At 44.4% G+C, this 23,762-nt stretch carries 19 protein-coding genes; 11 read left to right on the forward strand and 8 right to left on the reverse strand.

The window, feature by feature from the left end:
• The first annotated feature begins 9 nt into the window (after positions 1-9).
• The 4 genes from gyrB to N477_RS08555 all read left to right on the forward strand — a co-directional run bounded on the left by gyrB (position 10) and on the right by N477_RS08555 (position 6,101).
• A complete protein-coding gene (gyrB, locus tag N477_RS08540) occupies positions 10-2,427 on the forward strand; it encodes a DNA topoisomerase (ATP-hydrolyzing) subunit B (RefSeq protein ID WP_063360150.1) in 2,418 nt (805 codons plus the stop codon).
• 184 nt (positions 2,428-2,611) lie between these two features.
• Positions 2,612-3,511, forward strand: coding sequence for a glycine--tRNA ligase subunit alpha (gene glyQ, locus N477_RS08545; protein WP_039611136.1), 900 nt, complete (start codon positions 2,612-2,614; stop codon positions 3,509-3,511).
• 2 nt (positions 3,512-3,513) lie between these two features.
• A complete protein-coding gene (gene glyS, locus N477_RS08550; RefSeq protein ID WP_063360149.1) occupies positions 3,514-5,583 on the forward strand; it encodes a glycine--tRNA ligase subunit beta in 2,070 nt (689 codons plus the stop codon).
• A gap of 65 nt (positions 5,584-5,648) precedes the next feature.
• A complete protein-coding gene (locus tag N477_RS08555; RefSeq protein ID WP_231098041.1) occupies positions 5,649-6,101 on the forward strand; it encodes a hypothetical protein in 453 nt (150 codons plus the stop codon).
• Between the two features lie 148 nt (positions 6,102-6,249).
• Here the strand turns inward: N477_RS08555 and N477_RS25980 are convergent, their stop codons facing one another.
• The 4 genes from N477_RS25980 to fadB form a co-directional block, all read right to left on the reverse strand.
• Complete coding sequence (locus tag N477_RS25980; RefSeq protein WP_155731846.1) at positions 6,250-6,393, reverse strand: hypothetical protein; 144 nt, start codon at positions 6,391-6,393, stop codon at positions 6,250-6,252.
• Between the two features lie 236 nt (positions 6,394-6,629).
• Entirely contained in the window at positions 6,630-6,869 is a 240-nt protein-coding gene (gene tusA / locus N477_RS08560) for a sulfurtransferase TusA (protein WP_063360147.1), read from the reverse strand.
• Between the two features lie 181 nt (positions 6,870-7,050).
• Positions 7,051-8,217 carry an acetyl-CoA C-acyltransferase FadA gene (fadA, locus tag N477_RS08565; RefSeq protein WP_063360146.1) on the reverse strand — a complete coding sequence of 389 codons (1,167 nt, stop codon included), beginning with the start codon at positions 8,215-8,217 and terminating at the stop codon, positions 7,051-7,053.
• Position 8,218: 1 nt separating this feature from the next.
• Positions 8,219-10,381 (reverse strand): fatty acid oxidation complex subunit alpha FadB, encoded by a 2,163-nt coding sequence (gene fadB / locus N477_RS08570; RefSeq protein WP_063360145.1) that lies wholly within the window; start codon positions 10,379-10,381, stop codon positions 8,219-8,221.
• A gap of 380 nt (positions 10,382-10,761) precedes the next feature.
• On the opposite strand from fadB, the gene N477_RS08575 reads away from it, so the two are divergent.
• From N477_RS08575 to N477_RS08595, 5 genes are all read left to right on the forward strand, one after another.
• On the forward strand, positions 10,762-12,630 hold the full coding sequence (locus N477_RS08575; protein WP_155731847.1) for a transglycosylase SLT domain-containing protein: 1,869 nt from the start codon (positions 10,762-10,764) through the stop codon (positions 12,628-12,630).
• 105 nt (positions 12,631-12,735) lie between these two features.
• Positions 12,736-14,058: a Xaa-Pro dipeptidase gene (pepQ, locus tag N477_RS08580; protein ID WP_063360143.1), complete on the forward strand. Its 1,323-nt coding sequence runs from the start codon at positions 12,736-12,738 to the stop codon at positions 14,056-14,058.
• An 87-nt stretch (positions 14,059-14,145) separates the two neighbouring features.
• Complete coding sequence (locus N477_RS08585) at positions 14,146-14,760, forward strand: YigZ family protein (RefSeq protein ID WP_063360142.1); 615 nt, start codon at positions 14,146-14,148, stop codon at positions 14,758-14,760.
• 83 nt (positions 14,761-14,843) lie between these two features.
• Positions 14,844-16,295 carry a TrkH family potassium uptake protein gene (locus N477_RS08590; RefSeq protein WP_039611128.1) on the forward strand — a complete coding sequence of 484 codons (1,452 nt, stop codon included), beginning with the start codon at positions 14,844-14,846 and terminating at the stop codon, positions 16,293-16,295.
• A 244-nt stretch (positions 16,296-16,539) separates the two neighbouring features.
• A complete protein-coding gene (locus N477_RS08595) occupies positions 16,540-17,217 on the forward strand; it encodes a flagellar brake domain-containing protein (protein ID WP_063360171.1) in 678 nt (225 codons plus the stop codon).
• A 47-nt stretch (positions 17,218-17,264) separates the two neighbouring features.
• Here the strand turns inward: N477_RS08595 and trkA are convergent, their stop codons facing one another.
• From trkA to def, 4 genes are read right to left on the reverse strand one after another with little or no spacing between them, the layout of a single operon-like run.
• The gene (trkA, locus tag N477_RS08600; protein WP_063360141.1) at positions 17,265-18,641 is read right to left on the reverse strand and encodes a Trk system potassium transporter TrkA; all 1,377 of its coding nucleotides are present in this window, start codon (positions 18,639-18,641) and stop codon (positions 17,265-17,267) included.
• An 18-nt stretch (positions 18,642-18,659) separates the two neighbouring features.
• Positions 18,660-19,943 carry a 16S rRNA (cytosine(967)-C(5))-methyltransferase RsmB gene (gene rsmB, locus N477_RS08605; protein WP_063360140.1) on the reverse strand — a complete coding sequence of 428 codons (1,284 nt, stop codon included), beginning with the start codon at positions 19,941-19,943 and terminating at the stop codon, positions 18,660-18,662.
• The gene (fmt, locus tag N477_RS08610; RefSeq protein ID WP_063360139.1) at positions 19,943-20,887 is read right to left on the reverse strand and encodes a methionyl-tRNA formyltransferase; all 945 of its coding nucleotides are present in this window, start codon (positions 20,885-20,887) and stop codon (positions 19,943-19,945) included. Before fmt ends, rsmB begins: the two co-directional genes overlap by 1 nt.
• A 31-nt stretch (positions 20,888-20,918) precedes the next feature.
• Positions 20,919-21,428, reverse strand: coding sequence for a peptide deformylase (gene def / locus N477_RS08615; RefSeq protein ID WP_063360138.1), 510 nt, complete (start codon positions 21,426-21,428; stop codon positions 20,919-20,921).
• Between the two features lie 116 nt (positions 21,429-21,544).
• Here def and N477_RS08620 point away from each other — a divergent pair, with 116 nt between their 5' ends.
• Positions 21,545-22,657 (forward strand): LysM peptidoglycan-binding domain-containing protein, encoded by a 1,113-nt coding sequence (locus tag N477_RS08620; protein WP_063360137.1) that lies wholly within the window; start codon positions 21,545-21,547, stop codon positions 22,655-22,657.
• Positions 22,658-22,682: 25 nt separating this feature from the next.
• A complete protein-coding gene (dprA, locus tag N477_RS08625; protein ID WP_063360136.1) occupies positions 22,683-23,762 on the forward strand; it encodes a DNA-processing protein DprA in 1,080 nt (359 codons plus the stop codon).

Consider the following 23,762-nt stretch of genomic DNA (forward strand, 5'->3'; position numbering starts at 1 on the left):
GAATTAACCATGTCTGATAATTATGATTCATCCAGTATTAAAGTACTGAAGGGATTGGACGCAGTAAGAAAGCGTCCAGGAATGTATATCGGCGACACTGATGATGGAACTGGATTACATCACATGGTCTTCGAAGTTGTTGATAACTCAATTGATGAAGCATTAGCTGGATACTGTGACGATATATTCGTGACAATTCATACTGATGGTTCTGTTTCTGTACGCGACAATGGTCGTGGTATACCAACCTCGATTCACCCAGAAGAAGGCGTTTCAGCTGCTGAAGTAATCATGACTGTACTACACGCTGGTGGTAAGTTTGATGATAACTCATATAAAGTATCTGGTGGTCTACACGGTGTAGGTGTTTCTGTTGTTAATGCACTTTCTGAAAAACTACAATTAACTATCCGCCGAGATGGCGAAGTGCATCAACAAAAGTACACTATGGGTGTGCCAGATGCACCTCTAGCAATTATCGGTGAAGCTGAATCAACAGGTACTGAACTGAGATTTTGGCCAAGCCCAGAAACCTTCTCTGATATAAACTTCCACTATGATATTCTTGCGAAGCGTCTTCGTGAACTGTCTTTCCTAAACTCTGGTGTAAGTATTATTCTTACCGACGAGCGTGAAGAAAATAAAAGTGACCACTTCAAATATGAAGGTGGTATCCAAGCGTTTGTTGAATACCTTAACCGTAAAAAAACACCAGTACATCAGCATGTTTTCCACTTTACCACTGAACGTGAAGATGGCATCAGTGTTGAAGTTTCTATGCAGTGGAATGATGGTTTCCAAGAGAACATCTATTGTTTCACGAACAATATTCCACAGCGAGATGGTGGTACGCACCTAGCTGGATTCCGTGCGGCGTTAACAAGAACACTTAACACTTACATGGAAAAAGAGGGCTTTAATAAGAAGAACAAGACCAGTGCAACTGGTGATGATGCGCGTGAAGGTCTAACTGCGGTTGTCAGTGTCAAAGTACCTGATCCAAAGTTCTCATCTCAGACAAAAGACAAGCTCGTTTCAAGTGAAGTAAAAGGCGCTGTTGAGCAAGCCATGGCTGAGAAGCTGAATGAGTTCTTACTTGAAAACCCGCAGGATGCTAAAACAGTCGTGAATAAGATTGTTGATGCAGCAAGAGCACGTGAAGCTGCGCGTAAAGCAAGAGAGATGACACGTCGTAAAGGCGTCATGGACTTAGCTGGCTTACCAGGTAAACTGGCAGACTGCCAAGAAAAAGACCCAGGGTTATCTGAACTATATATAGTGGAGGGTGACTCGGCAGGTGGTTCTGCTAAGCAAGGCCGTAACCGTAAGAACCAAGCGATACTACCTTTGAAAGGTAAGATCTTAAACGTTGAAAAAGCACGTTTTGATAAAATGTTGTCTTCACAAGAAGTTGCAACACTGATCACCGCGCTTGGCTGTGGCATTGGCCGTGATGAATATGACCCTGAAAAGTTACGTTATCATAGCATCATTATCATGACCGATGCGGACGTGGATGGTTCACACATTCGTACGCTGCTATTGACCTTCTTCTATCGTCAAATGCCAGAAATCATCGAACGTGGTTATGTGTATATTGCTCAGCCACCACTTTATAAAGTGAAAAAAGGTAAGCAAGAGCGCTACATTAAAGATGATCATGCATTGACTGAATATCTAACAACATTAGCGCTTGATGGCGCAGCACTTTATTCAAACGAAGGGGCTGCTGCTATTGAAGGTAATCGTTTAGAGAACTTGGTACATGATTATCAAAAGACTGTTGATGTAATTGGGCGCCTGCAGCGTAAATACCCAGCTTCCATCATGAATCGTCTTGTTTACCAGCCTGAGCTGACTGAAGCAGATTTAAGTGATGAAGCAAAAGTATCAGCTTGGAGCGAAGCGCTTGTTGCTGACCTGATTAAACATGACGATGACGCGACAATTTTCTCAGCAGCAGTCAGTTATGATGATGAACGTCACATGTATTATCCAGTGGTGAATATTCGTCAGCACGGTGTTGATAAAGCACACACTCTAAGCTATGACTTCATTACTTCAAAAGATTATGCGCGCATTGCAAACACAGGTAAGCAAATTGCACATATCATTGAGGAAGGTGGCTATATCCAACGCGGTGAGAAGACTCAACCTGTTAGCAGCTTCGTTGAAGCCCTTGATTGGCTTATCAATGAATCTAAGCGTGGCTTGTATACACAACGTTATAAAGGGTTGGGTGAGATGAACCCAGACCAGCTGTGGGAAACAACCATGGACCCTGATGCACGTCGTATGCTACGAGTGACTATCGAAGACGCCATTGCAGCAGATCAGCTATTCGCTACATTGATGGGTGACCAAGTTGAACCGCGTCGTGACTTCATTGAGCAGAATGCACTAAGAGTAGTTAACTTAGACGTATAACTCTGCCTCATAGCAAATCCATAAAAAAGGAGGGGAAACCCTCCTTTTTTTCGTTTTAACGCTTAATTCTGTGCACTGCACACGGTATACTGAGCATAATTTTCAATCATTAAAACTCAATTTTGCGCTATTTGATTTGCCGCTAATTTGAGTCCCATGTACCAAATAAATATAAAAGCCAACTATGCAAAAATATGATATCAAAACCTTTCAAGGGTTGATCCTGGCTTTACAGGACTATTGGGCACAGCAAGGCTGTGTAATTGCACAACCACTAGATATGGAAGTTGGTGCGGGCACATTCCACCCGATGACTTTCCTGAAATCAATTGGTCCAGAACCAATGTCGAGCGCGTATGTTCAGCCGTGTCGTAGACCAACCGATGGTCGCTATGGCGAAAACCCGAACCGTTTACAACACTATTATCAATTCCAAGTTGTACTCAAGCCATCACCCGATAATATTCAAGAGTTATACCTTGGCTCATTAGAAGCTCTGGGTATAGACACATTAACGCACGAAGTTCGTTTTGTTGAAGATAACTGGGAATCACCTACATTAGGTGCTTGGGGTCTAGGTTGGGAAGTATGGCTAAACGGTATGGAAGTAACCCAGTTCACTTACTTCCAGCAAGTCGGTGGTATTGAGTGCTCTCCGGTAACGGGTGAGATCACTTATGGTTTAGAGCGTTTAGCCATGTATATACAAGGTGTGGATAGCATCTATGACCTAGTATGGACAGATGGCCCTATGGGTCGTGTGACTTATGGCGACGTATTCATGCAAAATGAAATCGAGCAATCGACTTACAACTTTGAGCATGCTGACGTCGATGCGTTATTTAACCAGTTCGATCAGTGCGAAAAAGAAAGCCAAAAGTTAATCGAAGCGGGCTTACCATTACCAGCTTATGAGCAAGTAATGAAAGCATCTCATGCATTCAATTTATTAGATGCGCGTCACGCAATTTCTGTGACAGAGCGTCAGCGTTATATCTTGCGTGTAAGAGCATTATCAAAAGCGTGTGCACAAGCTTATTTTGAAGCGCGTGAAGCACTTGGATTCCCGCTTTGTAAGGACTGATCATGACAACTGAAAATTTATTAGTAGAAATTGGTACTGAAGAATTACCACCAAAAGCACTGCGCAAGTTAGCTGAAGCATTTGCTCAAAACACTGCGGCGGAATTAGAAGCGCTAGAGCTTGCCCATCAAGGTGTGAGTTGGTATGCATCGCCTCGCCGTTTAGGTATTCAGGTAAAGCAACTAGAGACTCAGCAGCAAGACAAAGTCGTTGAAAAACGTGGCCCAGCGATTAAAGCCGCATTTGATGCCGAGGGTAACCCGACAAAAGCTGCACAGGGTTGGGCACGCGGTTGTGGTATTGATGTTAGCGAAGCTGACAAGTTAGAAACTGAAAAGGGCGCTTGGTTACTTCATAAGGCGACTGTCAAAGGCCAACAGGCAACGGAACTACTGAGCGATGTCATTGCAAAAGCCTTAGCAAAATTACCGATCCCTAAGCCAATGCGTTGGGGGGCGAATAAAACACAATTTATCCGCCCTGTGCACACGGTTGCAGCACTGCTAGGAAATGAGATCATTAAAGGTGAAGTACTGGGCAAACAGATCAGTAATGAACTGCAAGGTCACCGTTTCCATCACCCGGCACGCACGACTTTAGCGCATGCTGATGAAATTTTTGATACCTTAAAGAAGGCATATGTCATTGCTGATTATGATGTGCGTAAAGCACAGATCCGTGCGCAGATTGAAGCGGAAGCTGCAAAACTGGGTGCGGTTGTTGCAATGGATGAAGACTTACTTGAAGAAGTAACGTCGTTAGTTGAATGGCCGGTAACCTTGACCGCATCATTTGATGAAGCGTTCTTGTCTGTACCAGATGAAGCCCTCATCTATACGATGAAAGATGACCAGAAGTACTTTCCGTTATTGAATGACAAAGGCGAACTGATCAACAAGTTCTTATTTGTATCAAACATTGAAAGCAAAGATCCAAGTGTGGTTATCTCAGGTAATGAAAAAGTGGTTCGTCCACGTTTAGCAGATGCACAGTTCTTCTTTGAAACAGATAAGAAGAAAACTCTGGAGAGTCGTTTAGAGTCGCTTGGCAGCGTTTTATTCCAAAAACAGCTGGGCACACTGAAAGACAAATCTGAGCGTATTGCTGCATTGGCAGGGTATATCGCTGAGCAACTTGGTGCGGATAAAGCATTGGCAGAGCGCGCTGGCCTTCTGAGTAAAACAGACTTAATGACTGAAATGGTCATGGAGTTTACAGATGTTCAGGGTGTCATGGGTATGCATTATGCGCGCATTGACGGTGAAGCAGAAGAAGTAGCAGTTGCACAAAACGAGCAATATATGCCGCGTTTTGCAGGTGATGCATTACCGTCAAACCCAATTAGTTTTGCAGTAGCATTGGCTGATAAGTTTGACACGCTAGTGGGTATTTTTGGTATTGGCCAAATTCCAAAAGGCGATAAAGACCCATTTGCATTGCGTCGTGCTGCTATTGGTGCATTACGTATCATGGTTGAGAAAGAGCTTCAGTTAGACATTTTAGACATTGTTGCTAAGGCACAAACCCTGTTTGGCGACAAGCTAACAAATGACAAAGTTGCAGATGATGTCTTTGAGTTTATGCTAGGTCGTTTCCGCGCTTGGTATCAAGATGAAGGGATTAGTGTTGATGTGATCCAAGCTGTATTGGCACGTCGTCCAGCACAACCTGTTGATTTCGATCGTCGTGTGAAAGCAGTTAGCCACTTCCGTACATTGGATGAAGCTGAAGCACTCGCTGCTGCTAACAAGCGTGTGAACAACATATTGGCGAAGAATAATGTAACCAGCGATGCAGCAGTGTCGACTGAGTTATTGATTGAAGATGCCGAGAAACAACTGGCAGAGCAAGTTGCGGTATTGACTGAAGAGCTTGCACCTGTATATGCACAAGGCGACTATCAACAAGCGTTGACGCGTTTGGCAAGCCTACGTGAAGCGGTTGATAATTTTTTCGACAATGTGATGGTTATGGCAGATGATGAAGCGGTTAAGAATAACCGTCTGGCATTATTGAGCCAGCTCAGTCGCTTATTCTTAAATACAGCGGATATCTCAGTTTTACAAAACTAAGATAAAAATAATCTGTGAAGCCAGCTATGATGCTGGCTTTTTTATTGACAAAAAAGGTGAGACAAGTGCAAAACAAAATCGCGTTATCCATCTTAATATTATTAGGGCTTGCTGGCTGTGCCTCTCCACAAGTGGGAGAGATAACGAGTAATGATGTGAGCCAAGCGGAAGCAAAAGTCATTGATCGAGCTTTGTATCTGCGCGGTGATTTTAGCTTATGGGATGCTGAAGATATATACCAGCTTAAGCCGAAAGGGAATGGCACATATACGGTGCGCGCTCGATTTATGAGCCCTGGCAAAGTATATGAATTTAAAATCGCGGATGAAGCATGGAGCCAAGGATATAACTGTGGTTATCGCTACCAAAGTTTAGTAACAATTGGACAACCGCAGCCGGCCGATTGCAATACTATTTATAATTACTTTAGTTTTGCGCCAGATAAAAAAGGGTGGTATCGCATTACTCTAGATTATAGAGCGCCGCATAAGCCTGTCGTTTTAATTCAAAGAGATTAAAAAATAATACAGCGTTGCTATACAAAAGGTCGAGCGCGTAATGCAAAAGTTTAAGGCCATTTGTAGGTGTGAATTGCAGTGCAACTGCAAGTTAAACGGCAAGTTAAACGGCAAGTTTTAGTACTTGCCGTGTTGTTAACATTTACTATTACTCAGGTTTGCAAGGGTAATCGCGAGACGCACAAACGTTAAGACTGGCTATACCGCCGCCAGCTACTGCATTCGTTTGGGCTGGTTTGATAGCTTGAAGGTCTAGGTTTTTAATTTTTTTTGTTTTTAGCTGTAATTTCATATCTTTTTCCTTTTACTTTGTTGTTTACCTATTTTTTAAACTACCGCATTATTTTATAAAATAATTCATTGAATGCTCGGTGTGAGCTTACACATTTATGCACTACTGTGTGGGTAAACCTTTAAGTTTAATTAGAGTAGATGTGCAATCGTGCTATGAGATATGGAGCACCGAGAATACTATTTATGTAAAAGGTGACTTGTGGCAGAGGTTATCTCTGACTGATTAAAAAGGGCTTATTGGCCCTTTTTAATCAAATACTGATAGGGTGCTTGCGCAGTTTCTTGAGCAACTAATGTGTGATCCATAAACTCACAAAAGTTCGGTATATCTCGGGTGGTCGATGGGTCATCAGCCACGATTAATAATGTTTCACCATGATTCATTTTTCGCACCATGCCACGGATCATCATAACCGGTTCAGGGCAACGCAGCCCAACGGCATCTAATGTATGGTCAGCATTATCAAAACTCATAAAATTGCACTTAGCTTTTATTAAAAAAGACATTTTAACTTGGCATGTATGAAGATTTAAAGAGGGCTGAGGTAATTTGTTACAATATCCTGAAATTCAAAGAGGCGATAAAAAAGGCAAAGACACACATTGTGACTTTGCCTTGGTTACCAAGTTGAAATTGGTGATGACAACAAGCGTGTTAATTCACGCGTTCAAATACGGTTGCGATGCCTTGGCCTAAACCAATACACATGGTTGCAAGGCCATATTTGGCATCTTTTTCTTCCATAATATGAATAAGTGACGTGCTGATCCTCGAACCAGAGCAACCCAACGGGTGGCCAAGTGCGATGGCGCCGCCGTTCAGGTTTACCTTTTCGTCGGCAACTTCCAGTAACCCTAAGTCTTTCATTACAGGCAGAGACTGCGCAGCGAATGCTTCATTCAGTTCTACTACGTCTAGATCTTCCACTTGAATTCCTGCTTGTTTAAGCGCTTTTTGGCTCGCTGGAACAGGGCCATACCCCATGATAGATGGATCGCAGCCCGCAACAGCCATTGACTTAATGCGTGCTCTGATCGGCAGTCCAAGTTCTTTGGCTTTGCTTTCGCTCATGACGAGCATGGCTGACGCGCCATCAGACAATGCAGAGGAAGTACCAGCAGTTACAGTACCACTGGCTGGATTAAACACAGGACGTAATTGACTTAGTCCTTCAAGGTTAGTTTCTGGGCGGATAACTTCATCATGTTCAACCAATACAGGAATGCCGTGTTCGTCATGTCCTTCGGTCGGTAAAATTTCTTTTGCAAAGCGGCCTTCAACGCTGGCTGCGTGAGCGCGTTGGTGTGAGCGTACTGCAAACGCATCTTGCTGTTCGCGATTAATACCATGAAGCGTAGCAAGGTACTCTGCGGTTAAGCCCATAACGCCAGCTGCTTGTGCAACTGAAGTTGAAAGGCCTGGGTGAAAGTCTACACCATGGGTCATAGGAACATGGCCCATATGCTCAACACCACCAATAAGGTAAGTATCGCCTGCACCTGTCATGATAGCGCGCGCTGCATCATGCAGTGCTTGCATGGATGAACCGCATAACCTGTTCACGGTAACTGCGGGTACTGAATGGGGGATACCAGCCAGAAGCGCCGCGTTACGTGCAACATTAAAACCTTGCTCAAGTGTTTGTTGCACACAGCCCCAATAAATATCATCAATGGATTCTGGGGCAACTTGTGGGTTGCGCTCAAGTAGGCCTTTCATCAGGTGTGCACTGAGATCTTCTGCACGACGATGCTTAAACACACCGCCTTTGGAGCGACCCATTGGGGTACGAAGACAATCTACGATAACTGCATGTTCCATATTACTGGCCCTCCACTTGATAGAACACTTTACCTTCTGCTGCCCAAGCACGTGTTTGCTCAGAAACTTGGTAGATTTCACCCAAGTCAGCATATTTATCTGCCATAGCAACAAACTCACTCAAACCAATTTGATCTAAGTAACGGAAAGCGCCACCTCTAAATGGCGGGAAGCCAATACCGTAAATGAGTGCCATATCTGCTTCTTGCGGTGAAGCGACAATGCCTTCTTGCAAACAAAGCAGTACTTCGTTGATCATAGGGACCATACAGCGCTCAATAATGGTTTGCTTGTCGAACTGCTGCGTGTCATCACAAATCTGACTCAAAAGCGTCAATGATTCAGGATCTTTGCTCTTTTTCAAGCGGCCTTTTCTATCCGGCGCATATTGGTAAAACCCTTTTTGATTCTTTTGACCAAAACGCTCTGCATTGGCTAGTAAGGCAACTGGGTCTTTGTCTTGACGAGCCATACGGGTTGGGAAACCCTCTGCCATCACGCCTGTACAATGATTTGCCGTGTCGATACCGACAACATCAAGCAGGTAAGCTGGACCCATAGGCCAACCAAATACATTTTCCATGACTTTGTCTATTTGACTAAAGTCAGCCCCTTCAACAACGAGCTTGCTGAAGCCTGCAAAATAAGGGAATAAGACGCGGTTTACGAAAAAGCCAGGGCAGTCATTAACGACAATTGGCGATTTACCGAGTTTCAATGCGTAGTCAACAACAGCTGCAACTGTATCATCTGAGGTTTTTTCACCACGAATAATTTCAACAAGTGGCATTTTAGGCACTGGATTAAAGAAGTGCATACCACAAAAATGCTCTGGGTTTTCAAGCGCAGTTGCTAACTCGTCAATACGGATGGTAGAGGTGTTTGACGTCAGCACAGTGCCTTTTGGTAATTGCTTTTCTAAATCAGCCAGCACCGCTTTTTTAATTTGTGGGTTTTCGACAACGGCTTCAACAATGATGTCTGAGTTTTCTAAATCACGTTCGTTGAGTGTTGGTTTTATTTTCCCAAGCGTGGCAACCATTTTTTCTGTTTTCATGTGGCCGCGTTTTACTTTTTTACCCAGTAAGCCAGCCGCTTCGCCCATGCCTAAATCAAGCGCAGCTTGGTTGATGTCTTTCATGACAATCGGCGTGCCTTTATAGGCTGACTGGTAGGCAATGCCACCACCCATAATGCCAGCACCGAGTACAGCCGCTTGCTTAATATCAAGTTGGCTTGCCTTAGCTTGTTTTTTGGCAACGCCTTTAATGTACTGGTCCGCCAGGAAAATACCTGTTTGCGCTGCTGCTTCAGCCGTTTTGGCTAGTTTTGCAAAGTTGGCATTTTCGATTGCCATAGCCTCTGCGCGACTCTGGTTAGCTGCCGCTTTGATGGTTTTGACTGCCATCACAGGTGCAGGGTAATGGCCTTTGGTTTTTGCCATAACCATGCCTTCAGCCATCGCAAAGCTCATGCCTTGCTCAACACGATTCATCTTTAGAGGCTCAAGTTTAAGTTGGCGCTTTGCTTGCCAATCGAGCTTACCATCAATGGCTTGCTCTAGTGTTTTTATCGCGGCGTCCATTAATTTATCCGCTGCAACAACGGCATCTAATGCGCCGACTTTAAAGGCATCGGGCGCACGATTTTCCTGACCGGTTGAGATCCAAGTCATGGCATTATCTGCACCAATCACGCGAGGCAGTCTCACGGTACCACCAAAACCAGGCATGATCCCAAGTTTGACTTCAGGTAAACCGATTTTGGCATTAGGAGTTGCAATACGATAATCGGTAGCAAGTACCCACTCACATCCGCCACCCAGTGCTAGGCCATTGATGGCTGATAAGGTTGGGAAAGGTAAATCTTCAATCGCATCGAATACGTCAGTGGCATCTTTTATCCAACTTACGAGTTCTTGTTCAGGGCGATTAAAGGTCGGTAAGAATTCGAAGATATCGGCACCAACAATAAAGTGGTCTTTATCACTGGTAAAAACTAGGCCTTTTACATCATCACGTGCGCTGAGTTCAGCTAGTGCTTTGGCACAGTCTTGCAGGGTTTGTTGAGAAAGTTTGTTTACCGAACCGGGCAGACAAAACTTAAACTCAGCAATATTGCCTTTGCAAAAATCAACTACAAAGGACTCGCTTTTGATTAACATACTTGTTCTCCGTGACACTGGTACGATGAGTTGTCATTTCATTCAGTGTGGCGCCTTTAAATGAAAATTGCAATGAAAAATTTACCGCAGATTTACTGTAAAGCATAAATTGGAATGTTAAGGTGGCTAAGTGCATAGATTGGACTAAGGTGTTTTAAGGTTTACGCATTCAGTTTATTTAAACCTTCAATCATGCATAACTTGATTATGAGTAGGGCATAGGTGCTACTCAAGACTGCGTGACGCAGTTTAATTAAGGAAGTACTCAGCTTTTGTCTTTAAACACGGTTTTTAAATTAGCTGGGTCTGGATATACAACGCATTTATGTAAAGTATAGGTCGCCATGAAATTACGGATCTCTCGGTTTTTTAGTACGGGTATGTGCGCTTTTTTCACTTTGTTAAGTACCCAAGGGTATGCGCAAAAGCCCCATCAAGATTTTATACAAGCTGAGCGAATCGCTTGGTCAGGAAATTACACTAAATTTAAACACGCACTGGATGAACTTGATCATCCATTGAAGCCTTACGTCGAGATGACATTTTATAAACGTCATCCCAGATTAAAATATCAAGCAGAGATTAGTCAGTTTTTATCTGTTTATGATCACACGCCCTTGGATTGGCCTGTGCGTAAAAGCTGGCTGAACTATTTAAAAAAGCGCGGCAAGAAAGCGTTATTTATTGAACATTATCAGACAACAAATAATGCAGAGTTAAAATGCACATATTTGCAGTTTCAATTGGACTTAGGCGCGCCTAAAAAAGCCATTTTAGATCAAGTTGAACCTTTGTGGGTGGTGGGCAAGTCACAACCTAAAGCCTGCGATAAGTTATTTTCACAGTGGCAAAAAGCAGGTTACCGCTCACAAGCGTTAATTTGGCAACGCATTACCAAGGCCGCACAGGGCGGTCAAACCTCGCTAATTAAGTACTTAAAAACCTTGTTGCCAAGTAATGAAGCGTATCTTGCTGATTTATATGTGGCGGTGCGCAGAAGCCCAAGCGCGTCAGCAGGGTTATATCGTTATAAACAACGCAGTCAAAAAGAAAGTGAAATCGCGGTGTATGGCGTCAGACGACTTATTTGGCGTGACCCTAAGTTGGCGCTCAGGGCATGGGATAAACTGCAAGACATGTTTGAATTTAGCCAAGCGCAGAAAGACAGCGTTGCTTATCGCTTTGCGTTGGCTTTGGCATCAAAAGGGCATGAGCAAGCGCGTTTTTGGTTGAATAAAGTGCCTACTGAATTACAAGATGTGAAGCTCCGTCAATGGCTGATGAGTAATATGCTCAAAGAGCAAGATTGGGAGGGGATCGCAGCACTGTTCACAGGCATGGATAACTTGAGCAATGGACAAACTTATTGGCTCGGTTACAGCTACTTTAAGCGCGGAGACTCAGCCAAAGCGACATCACTGTGGCAGCCACTGGCCAGTAAGCGAGATTATTATGGTTTTCTGGCAGCTGCGCGACTGAACTTACCACCGTCAATGAATGCGCAGTCACTGGATGTCAATGAGCAAACGTTAGCGAGTGTGTCACAAGCGCCCGGCTTTAAACGGGCAAAAGCACTGTATGAACTGGAGCGTTTTACCCACGCTCGTAGAGAATGGAACTATTTAACGAACACATCCAGTACTGAGGAAAAGCTTGCGGCATCGATATTGGCTGCAGAATTAGATTGGTATGACAGCACCATTTACACCCTAGCGCAGATTAAAGCATGGAACTATGTCGATTTACGCTTCCCGATGGCGTTTGACAGTTTATTTGAGCGTTATAGTGAGCGAAATCGGGTTGATCTTGCTTGGAGCTATGCGGTGGCACGTCGTGAAAGCAGCTTTGCACCAGATGCGAGATCCTCCGCTGATGCTTATGGCTTGATGCAGATGCTGCCGAGCACAGCCCGTTACGTGGCGAAAAAGCGTGTATCTAAGAAGCAGTTGATGACACCGTCTATTAATATTCGCCTTGGGACGGACTATTTGGAGTACTTAAAGCGTAAAACTAAGGGCAATGAGATATTAGCGACCGCTTCCTATAACGCTGGTTATCACAGAGTGAAGCGCTGGGTACCGGATGAAGCCATGCCTGCTGAATTATGGATTGAGCTTATTCCATATCGAGAAACTCGGGACTATGTGAAAAATGTGATGGCGTATCGACAGGTCTATCATACCAAGCTTGGTCGAGATGGGAATGTCTTGGCAGGGATCTTGGATATGAGTATAGGCGGCAAACGTTAAAGCGTCGTGCTGTGACGTCATTTCAAGGAGTTGGCATGGCATCGTTTTTGAGACGGTGCTATGTTAGACTCAAACATAATTGAACAGAATTAATATGGGTACACTGTGGACACATTAGCAAATTTGTATGCAGAGCATATCACCACGCTTCAGGCGCGTACTAAAACCATCGTTGAGCGCGAAGGCCTTGATGGCTTAGTTATTCATTCCGGTCAAGCTAAACGCCAGTTTTTGGATGATATGTATTATCCATTTAAAGTTAATCCGCAGTTTAAAGCTTGGTTACCGGTCATCGATAACCCACACTGTTGGTTAGTGGTCAATGGCGTAGATAAGCCTAAATTGATTTTTTATCGCCCTGTAGATTTTTGGCATAAAGTTCCTGATGAGCCAAGTGATTTTTGGGCTGAGCATTTTGATATTACGTTGCTCGTTCACCCTGAGCAGGTTGAAAAACTACTGCCTTACGACAAAGAGAAGTTTGCTTATATCGGCGAATACCTCGAGGTCGCGCAAGCGCTTGGTTTTGGTCAAATGAACCCAGAGCCAGTGATAAACTATCTGCATTATCATCGTGCCTATAAGACACAATATGAGCTGACCTGTTTGCGTGAAGCTAACCGCATTGCGGTACTTGGCCACCAAGCTGCCAGAGATGAATTTTATGCTGGTGGATCTGAGTTTTCTATTCAGCAGGCGTATTTGAATGCGACTGCACATATGGAAAATGATACGCCGTATGGCAATATCGTGGCGCTTAATCAGCACTGTGCGATTTTGCACTACACGCATTTTGAACGTCAGGCTCCGAGCAAGCATCTCTCATTTTTAATTGATGCAGGGGCTAACTTCAATGGCTATGCATCAGACATAACGCGTACTTATGACTTTGCTAAGCAAGGGCAATTTGCAGAAATGGTAGATGCGTTAAACCAACATCAAATAGCCCTTGGTAATGCACTTGAGCCAGGTAAACTGTACGGTGATCTACACATTGATTGCCATCGTCGTATGGCGCAAATTTTGTCTGACTTTAAAGTGGTGAACTTAGGTGCAGATGAGATTGTCGAGAAGGGCATTTCATCGACGTTCTTCCCGCATGGATTGGGCCACCACATTGGTTTGCAGGTACATGACATGGGTGGCTTTATGGCTGATGAGCAAGGTACACATCAGGCACCACCTGAAGGGCACCCGTTCTTACGTTGTACAAGGCGCATTGAAGCTGGGCAGGTGTTTACCATCGAGCCTGGTTTATATTTCATTGATTCATTACTTAGCGATTTAGCAAAAGGCGAACACGCGCAGCATATCAATTGGGATAAGGTGGAAGAGTTTAAGCCATATGGCGGGATCCGTATTGAAGACAATATTATTGTTCACGAAGACCGTCTTGAGAATATGACGCGCGATCTTAACTTAGATTAATATGTTGGTGTGTCGTACTGGTGTAAGTACGGCTCAGCTTGTTTAATAAAAGGAGTCGAAAGGCTCCTTTTTGCTAGAAAATACTTTATGTCAGAATATAAAATCCCAACTGAAACCATTTCACATCACGAAGAAATCAAAAAAAGTACGTTTTTGGTGCATGTTGCGCATACCCCTACAGTGGACGATGCAAAAGCATTTATTCGCAGTATTAATGACGCATACCCAGATGCGCGTCACAATTGTTGGGCGCATGTGGCTGGGGCTCCAGGAGGCAGTCATGTTTTAGGTTTTTCTGATGATGGTGAGCCTAATGGTACGGCTGGAAAACCTATGTTGAATGTCTTAATGGGCTCTGGTATTGGTGAAATCACCGCGGTGACGACGCGTTATTTCGGGGGGATTAAGCTCGGAACAGGTGGTCTAGTTCGAGCTTATGGCGGCACTTTGAATAATGCCTTGAATGTGTTGACGACAGCAGTGAAAGTACCTGCAGCAATACTCATTGGTGAGTCCGACTATGCGCTGCAAGGGGTCATTGAACAGCATTTAGCTAGCCAGTATCAGGTACTGAATATCCAGCATACGTTTACAGCAAATATTGGCTGGCAAATAGAGATTGATGCCCGAGAAGCCAAGCTGGCCATTCAGTCAATATTTGATCTGACCCACGGTAGTGTGACAATGAAACTACAAAAGTAATTGCTTTGTCGGGTTATGAGGTTTACTAACGCCCGAGTGTATTAGACAATCAAGTTTAATCATAACAACAAGCGATCTGCGTTATGCAATTTCGTACCATTATAAAAATTCTTGGCCAACTCGTCGCACTGTTTAGTTTGACTATGGTGCCGCCAGCACTGGTATCTTTGATCTACAAAGATGGTGGTGGTGTGCCTTTCGTTTTGGCTTTTATCTTTAGTGTCTTAATTGGTCTGATGGCCTATTACCCAAACCGAAAAGAACGCGGTGAACTCAAAGCCCGAGAAGGCTTTTTGATTGTGGTGTTATTTTGGTTGGTACTGGGATCGTTTGCATCCGTACCTCTTATATTTCTCGATGAACCTAACCTCTCTTTTGCCGACGCGGTATTTGAAGCGTTTTCTGGATTAACAACCACAGGTGCCACGGTCTTAACCGGAATAGAGTATTTACCAAAGTCAGTACTGTTTTATCGTCAACAGCTACAGTGGCTCGGTGGCATGGGGATCATTGTACTTGCGGTCGCGGTGCTGCCTATGCTTGGCGTTGGTGGGATGCAGTTATATCGTGCAGAAACACCGGGGCCGGTGAAAGACTCGAAAATGACGCCGCGTATTGCCGATACGGCAAAACACCTTTGGTACATTTATGTGGCTCTGACCGCAGCGTGTACATTGGCGTATAAGTTTGCTGGGATGGGCTGGTTTGATGCCATTTGTCATGCGTTTGCGACCATTGCGATAGGCGGTTTTTCTACGTATGACGCGTCGATTGGTCACTTTGATAGCCCGATGATTAACTTTATCTGTGTGGTGTTCTTGCTTATTGCGGCGATTAATTTCTCGCTGCATTATGCGGCGGTGGCAAGTCGCAGTGTGCGAGCATATTTACGCGACCCGGAGTTTAAAGTCTTCTTGTTTATTCAACTGGCGCTGGTGGTGATCTGTTTTGCGGTATTGTCTTCAAATCAAGTTTATAGCGATGGTGATGAGACGTTAGACCATGCTTTATTCCAAGCCGTTTCAATCAGTACGACAGCGGGCTTTGCAACCGATAGCTTTTCTGCTTGGCCACTGTTTTTGCCTATTTTACTGATTTTTTCCAGCTTTATTGGCGGTTGTGCCGGCTCTACTGGTGGTGGGATGAAGGTAGTTCGGGTGTTTTTATTGTACTTGCAGGGGATCCGAGAGTTAAATCGCTTGGTACACCCAAGAGCCATCTATTCGATTAAATTGGGTAGAAAAGCTTTACCAGACAAGGTAGTTGAAGCGGTATGGGGGTTTTTCTCTGCCTATGCTTTGGTGTTTGTGATCATCATGATCGCGCTACTGGGCACGGGGCTTGATAATATCACGGCGTTTTCTGCAACTGCCGCTTGCCTCAATAACCTAGGTCCAGGCTTGGGAGATGTGGCGGCGCACTATGGTGATATCACCGATACCGCTAAGTGGATTTTAACGCTAGCGATGGTATTTGGCCGCTTAGAAATATTTACTTTATTAGTGTTATTTACGCCAACGTTCTGGCGAGGCTAGTTTTTCCTGAAGATTGAATTTATCCCAAGGCAAGGATGCCTTGGCAACGCGCTTTTGGACTGCGCTTTTTACTCCCTCCAAAAGTCTGATGATGGGCGCTTAAACCCATCATCAAGTGTGAAATCCCGTGTAAAAGTTAAAGTTTTTTTATATCTAGACGATAATTCATAGTAATTATGCGATGGCGTCATATAGGGGCGTCATACAGCTAAAATAAACAATGGAAGCGTTAGAGGTATTTAGCATGACTATACAAGAGTTGGCAGAAAATCGTTTGCAGGTCTTACAAATGCGAGCGGGAAGTATTGTCGATATGGAGATTGTACTGCCAGCCAATCGCAAGCGGATCAAAACAGAGTTTGTTGGTGCGCTTGAGAATCAATTTATTATTTTAAACCACCCTAGCCATCAGCGCTTGGGGGCGGCAATGGATTATGTCAAAGAGGGCACTGAGGTGATTGTACGTGCTTTACCAGAGGAAGGTGATGGACAAATTATCGCATTTAAAGAAACCATTAAATCAGTGACCACACACCCAGCCAGGCTCATCTACCTGTATTATCCTAACGAAGTGCAAACCTATAAATTACGCGCTCAGACGCGCATTCCTACCTTGATACCAGCGGTGCTAAATGTAGAAGGTAAAAGTGAAGTGGGTGTCATCAAGGATATTTCTTTGGCGGGTTTGATGTTTGATGTTCAGAAAACGCATTTGCCAGAAGAGTTAAAAGAACTGTCTTGTGAAATTTTAATTGAAGGCAAAGATGCAAAAAAACTGACGCTTGTTGGTAAGGTGTGCCGGGTGAAAGAAAACCAAGAAGAGATTGTATCATTGGGGATTCACTTAGAAAGCCAAGATAAGCAAGTGCAGGCGATACTTAAAGACTATTTAATTGATATTTCTGTACTGGGTAACGAATAGCTCTGTGTGATGACGAGATGGCGCACATTGGCCATCTCGGATGTGTGTTATACAAATAGCGCACTGACTTGGAATAACTTTTCAACGACACCAATTTGTTTTTTATCGATTAAGAACATGATCACGTGATCACCTGACTCAATCACCGTGTGATCATGGGCAATGAGTACTTCTGAATCTCTCACTATCGCACCAATGGTAGTGCCGTGTGGCAACCTAATATCACGGATCGCTCGACCTACAACTTTAGAGGTGTTTTCATCGCCGTGTGCGACGGCTTCAATGGCTTCTGCAGCCCCCTTACGAAGCGAGTAAACATTGACGATATCACCACGACGAACATGCGTGAGGAGTGCTGAAATCGTAGCTTGCTGAGGTGATATTGCGATATCAATTTCACCACCCTGTACAAGATCAACATAGGCACTGCGTTGGATAAGTACCATGGTTTTTTGCGCGCCCATACGCTTGGCCAACATGGCAGCCATGATATTGGCTTCATCATCATTGGTGACGGCAATAAACACATCCACTTGTTCGATATGTTCTTCAGATAGTAGCTCTTGATCAGAGGCGTCACCACAGAATACAACTGTGTTATCGAGCATTTCAGAAAGTTGAGATGCGCGACTGTGATTGCGTTCAATCAGTTTAACACTGTGATTTTTCTCTAACGAGCGGGCAAGGCCTGCACCGATATTACCACCACCGGCGATCATGATTTTTTTATACGATTGCTCCAGCTTTTGCAGCTCATTCATGACTGCGCGGATGTGTTTAGTGGCGGCGATAAAGAAGACTTCATCATCCGCTTCTATCACGGTTGTGCCCAGTGGTTTGATTGCTTTACCTTGACGGTAAATTGCAGCGACTCGAGTATCAACATTAGGAATATGCTCTTTCAATGCTGACAGTGCATAACCAACCAGCAAGCCACCATAATAGGCTTTGACCGCGACCAGTGACAGCATGCCATCGGCAAATTGCAGTACTTGCAGTGCGCCGGGGTAATCAATTAATCGACGAATATACTTAGTGACCAATTGCTCCGGTGCAATGTAATGATCTACGGGGAGATCATCGTTGTGAAATAGTTTTTCGCGATAGTCTAGATATTGCTCGGAACGGATCCGAGCAATTTTCGTAGGCGTATTGAAAATACTATAGGCGACTTGGCATGCAACCATGTTTACTTCATCGGAACTGGTCACGGCAATGATCATATCGGCATCTTCGGCACCCGCTTGCCTGAGCACTTCAGGGTGTGCACTATGTCCATTGACGCCTTGCAGATCGTATTTATCCTGCAGTTCGCGTAAACGCTCACCATCGATATCAACGACCGTGATTTCGTTTTGCTCACCAACGAGGTTTTCTGCCAGTGTACCGCCAACTTGTCCAGCGCCTAAAATAATGATTTTCATAGCTTAAACTTACAACGTTTAGAGTTTTTGCAACTTGGCGTAATAGAAGCCATCCGTGATGCCAGGCAATAATTGCAAGCCAGGCTGTTCAACCTTGTCTTGTGCATGCAAAGCAATGTGCTGTGCATCGTCTGTGCGTGATAAGAAAGCACTGATCTGCTGGTGGTTTTCTTCCGGCAAAACAGAGCAGGTCGCATAGACTAAAGTACCGCCTGACTTGAGTAATGGCCAGATATTATCCAGTATTTTGGCTTGTAACGCTGCCAGTTCATCAATGTCAGCTGCGCGTCTTAACCATTTGATATCAGGGTGACGGCGGATCACGCCAGTTGCAGAACAAGGTACGTCTAACAGAATACGATCAAATTGCTCGCCTTGCCACCAGTTATCAGGTTCATCGGCAAGCCCATGCACGCACTGTGCTGTTAATGACAAGCGATTAAGATTATCGGTGACGCGCTCTAAACGTTTCTCATCAGCATCTAATGCGGTGACTTGGGCATCTGCAAGTTCTAATATATGACAGGTTTTTCCACCCGGTGCTGCGCATGCATCTAAGATATTATCTCCATCTTGTGGTGATAATAAGCGGGCTGCCATTTGTGCCGCGGCATCTTGCACAGAGCTTGCACCCGTTGAGAAGCCCGGTAATTTTGTCACATCTACTGGGTGGTCAAGTAAAATACCATCAGGGTGCGATTCATCCAGAGTATAGTCAATGTCTGCTTTATCTAGTTGCTGAGCGTAGGTATCCGTGTCGGCTTGACGCTGATTTACACGCAGCCACATAGGGGCTTGTAGCTGATTGGCTTCTAGAATGTCAGACCAAGTCTCTGGGTAAGCAGCCTGAATCTTTTTAATAAACCAACTTGGGTGATTGTACTGACAGACCATGATCTCATTCGCACTTTGCTCAAGAGTTGCCTGCTGACGTTGAAAGTTGCGCAGTACTGCGTTGACTAGGCCTTTCATGCCTGGCGCACCTAATGACTTAAGTGCATTAACGGTTTCTGCTACTGCTGCATGAGCGGGGACGCGCATATGCTGAAGTTGATAAATACCGACATAAAGCAAAAACTGAAAAACGCGACGCTTGCCTCGTAATGGTTGATCAAGTAACTGCTGACAATAGTTTTCAAGGCTCGGCAAATAGCGCAGCACGCCGTAACACATTTGCTGCAGTAAAGCGCGATCTTTGACTGGTAGCTTTTGGCTGGCATAAGGCAATTGCGCTGTGAGTGACTGCCCTTTATCGACGACTTGAAATAGTGTTTGTGCCGCGAGTGCGCGTACATTTGCCATTAGGCACCTACCTTATTGCCAGGTGTTACCCATTCAGCACGACCATTTAAAAAGTCTTGCGCTGACATTGGCTTTTTACCCTGCGGTTGAAGTTGGGTGATTTGTAAGGCATGGGTGCCACACGCAACGACAATACCTTGCTTGTCTGCGCTTAAAACTGTTCCGGCTTCACCTTGTTGTTCGACGACATTGGCCTGCCAAATTTTCACTGTTTGTGACTGCATTTGCGTAAAGCACATCGGCCATGGGTTAAACGCGCGGATATTACGCTCAATTTGTGCAGCTTCCATGGTCCAATCAATGTCAGCCTCTTGCTTAGAGAGCTTTTGTGCATAGTTTGATAGGGCGTCATCCTGAACTTCTGGGGTGATGTTACCCGCCGCGAGCTTATCTAGCGTTTCTACCAATGCGGACGGACCTAATTCTGCAAGTTTTGCATATAGGCTTGCACTGGTTTCTTGCGTATCGATTGGACACGTGGCGATATGTAGCATATCACCGGTATCTAAGCCTTCATCCATTTGCATGATGGTCACACCGGTTTCTTGATCCCCAGCCCAAATTGCGCGTTGAATAGGGGCAGCACCACGCCATCTTGGCAAAATAGAGCCGTGTACGTTAAGACAGCCAAGTTTAGGCGTATTTAATATGGCCTTTGGCAATAGTAGTCCATAGGCAACCACGACCATGACATCAGCATTTAACTCAGCAAGTTGTTGCGTTGCTTCGTCGTTTTTTAGAGAAGCGGGCTGGATAACTGGCAGGTTATTCTCTAGAGCGAGTGTTTTTACTTCACTGGCTTTTAGTTTTTTTCCGCGACCAGCTGGTTTATCTGGTGTACTGTACACTGCAACAACTTCATGATGGGAGTTGAGCAATGCTTGAAGATGGCGTGCAGCAAAATCTGGCGTGCCCGCAAACACGATACGTAAAGGGGTATTCACGAATAATCTGTCCAATAAAAAATGTGTATGATTACGCTTTAGCCGCTAGGCGCGCTTCTTTTTCAATTTTCTTCTTGATACGTTGGCGCTTAAGTGGCGACAGGTAATCAATGAAAAGCTTGCCTGCAAGGTGGTCTAGCTCATGCTGTATACAGTTTGAGAGCAGTTCTTGCGCATCAAATTGGTACTCTTCACCGTTTTCATTGAGGGCCTTGACGGTCACTTTCTCAGCTCGGTCTACTTTTGCATATGAGTAGGGTACAGATAGACAGCCTTCTTCGCAGACCATAGTCCCTTCTGTGGCGATGATTTCAGGGTTGATCAAAACATATGGTTCATTGCGTTCTTCTGATACGTCGATCACCACAATACGTTGATGAATATCAACTTGTGTTGCTGCTAAACCAACGCCGTTTTCTTCATACATGGTTTCTAACATGTCTTTGACGATTTTACGGATTTCATCATTTACTTCTTCCACCGGTTTTGCCACTGTACGCAAACGCTCGTCTGGAAATGTAAGCACTTCTAACTTTGCCATGGATACCTTTTACAGTCTGTATAAATGGGGTAATGTATGCTCTTATTTTAGCCATTCACGTTCCCCTTTAACAGGTTTTGGTGGATAATATCTAAAAATAACTCAAGGAATTCGGAATGAAATCTCAAATTGCAGCCTTATTACTGGCAGCTTCAGCTGTATTCCCTACGATGGCCGATACTTTGACGGTTAAATCTGACGCGCCCAAACGGTATGTGGTTAAGAAGGGTGACACACTATGGGATATTTCGAGTTTGTATTTAAATAGCCCTTGGAAGTGGCGAAAGCTTTGGCAGCAAAACCCGCAAATTGATAATCCGCATTTGATTTACCCCGGTAATATTTTATCGCTTGGAAAGGATGAACATGGTAATCCGATATTAGTAATTGACAAAGGGGTAAGAAAATTATCGCCACACGTGCGTATCATAGCAGAAAAAGGCACCGCAATACCGACGTTACCTCTCTCGGTATTAGAGCCTTACTTAAGTTACGATCAAGCACTTGATCAAGCTGACATTGATACGTATCCCATTGTACTGGGTGCCAGCAAAAATTTTAAAATGAGCATTACAGGTCATTTGCTGTATGTAAAAGGCAATCTCGTTCGAGGTGGAAATTATGGTATTTACCGTCGTGGCAGTGCTTATAAGGATGGTCTAGCAACACTGGCATATGAAACCATCTTGGTGGGGACTGCACGTGCTTTAAAAGCGGGAAATATTTCTGAAGGGGTGCCGAGCACTGTAAAAATTGAAGCGGTTAAAAGGGAAGTTAAGGCGGGTGATTTTTTAATGCCACTGCCGCAAGGTCAAGATTTAAAAGCGACTTTTAAAATGAGCAGGCCAACAGAAGCGGTTGATGGCACCATTATCGCCAGTAGCAATCAACACAGTGAATTTGGCCCTATGTCTGTTGTGGTGTTGAATGTAGGGAGTAAGCAGCAATTAGTTGAAGGCAGCGTATTGGACATATTACGCCAGTCCCCGACAGTTGTAGAGCGTAATGGGACGCCAAAATACATAGAAGACTCTAGCAGTCTTGATAAGCTTATTGGGGAAGTTGGCTCTTGGTTTGGTGAAGAAAACAGTGAGAATAGCACTGTATGGCACATGCCCAGTGAAAAAGTGGGTGAGCTGATGCTATTCAAAGTCTATGACAATATTAGTTACGCGATGGTCATGAAAACGTCTCAACCAGCTCAGATAGGAGACAGCGTAACGAATTAAATTAAACATTGCTCAAGGAGGGAGCATGACACATTTATCATTAAGAGAAGCTGTGGCTTTATATCTATGTCGTGGCATCGGTGTGAGCACCATCTTGGCGTTAAAACAAAAAGCTGAATTATCTGAGCTTTTTACTTTTTCTAAACCTGCACTTTGTCAGTTAGGGCTGGGTGACCACATAGCACAGCAACTGGTCACCATAGATTGGCCTAAAGTGGATAGTATCCTTGCACAGTGCTTATCTTCAAAAATTCAAATAATCCATTATTTTGACACCCATTATCCTGAGTCGCTAAAACAAATTTGTAGTCCACCTTGGTTGTTATTTTGCCGTGGCAACAATGAGCTGTTGCATCAACCTCAAATTGCCATTGTGGGCAGTCGCAGTGCATCTCGGTTAGGGATGGACAACGCTTATGATTTTGCCAAACAGCTGGGAGACGCTAATTTTGTTATCACCTCAGGCATGGCAAGAGGTATTGATGGCGCTGCACATCGCGGTGCTCTGCAAAGTATGCGGGGGACGATTGCGGTGTTGGGGACAGGTGCCGATGTGATTTATCCAAAGCGTCACGACGAGCTGTATTGGCGCATTGTTGAACAAGGCTTGATAGTCAGTGAGTTTTTGCCCGGTACTAAACCTCATGGAACTAATTTTCCAAGACGCAATCGAATTATATCAGGACTCTCTTTGGGCGTGTTATTGGTTGAAGCTGAGATTAAAAGTGGTTCACTGGTCACTGCGCGTTATGCCATTGAGCAAAATAAAGAGGTATTTGCTATTCCAGGTTCCATTCGCCACAGTTTATCTGAGGGGTGCCACTTTTTAATAAAGCAGGGCGCAAAGCTGACTGAAAATGTCAGTGATATTATTGAAGAGGTGAGCTTTTTACCCGAAAACAGTCTATATATTATAGAAAGTGAGAAAAAACAGGAGGCTTGCCTCGTTTTGCAAAATCTCGGTTATGAGGTAACTGACGTTGATACCTTAGCACAGAGGACCCAGTGGCCAGTAGAGCAGGTACTTGCCAGACTATTGGACTTAGAGCTTGAAGACAAAGTAGAACGTGTATTAAACGGCTACATCAAATTAGCGAGGGGTTAA

This window comes from Pseudoalteromonas luteoviolacea H33-S (assembly GCF_001625695.1).
GTDB lineage: Bacteria > Pseudomonadota > Gammaproteobacteria > Enterobacterales > Alteromonadaceae > Pseudoalteromonas > Pseudoalteromonas luteoviolacea_B.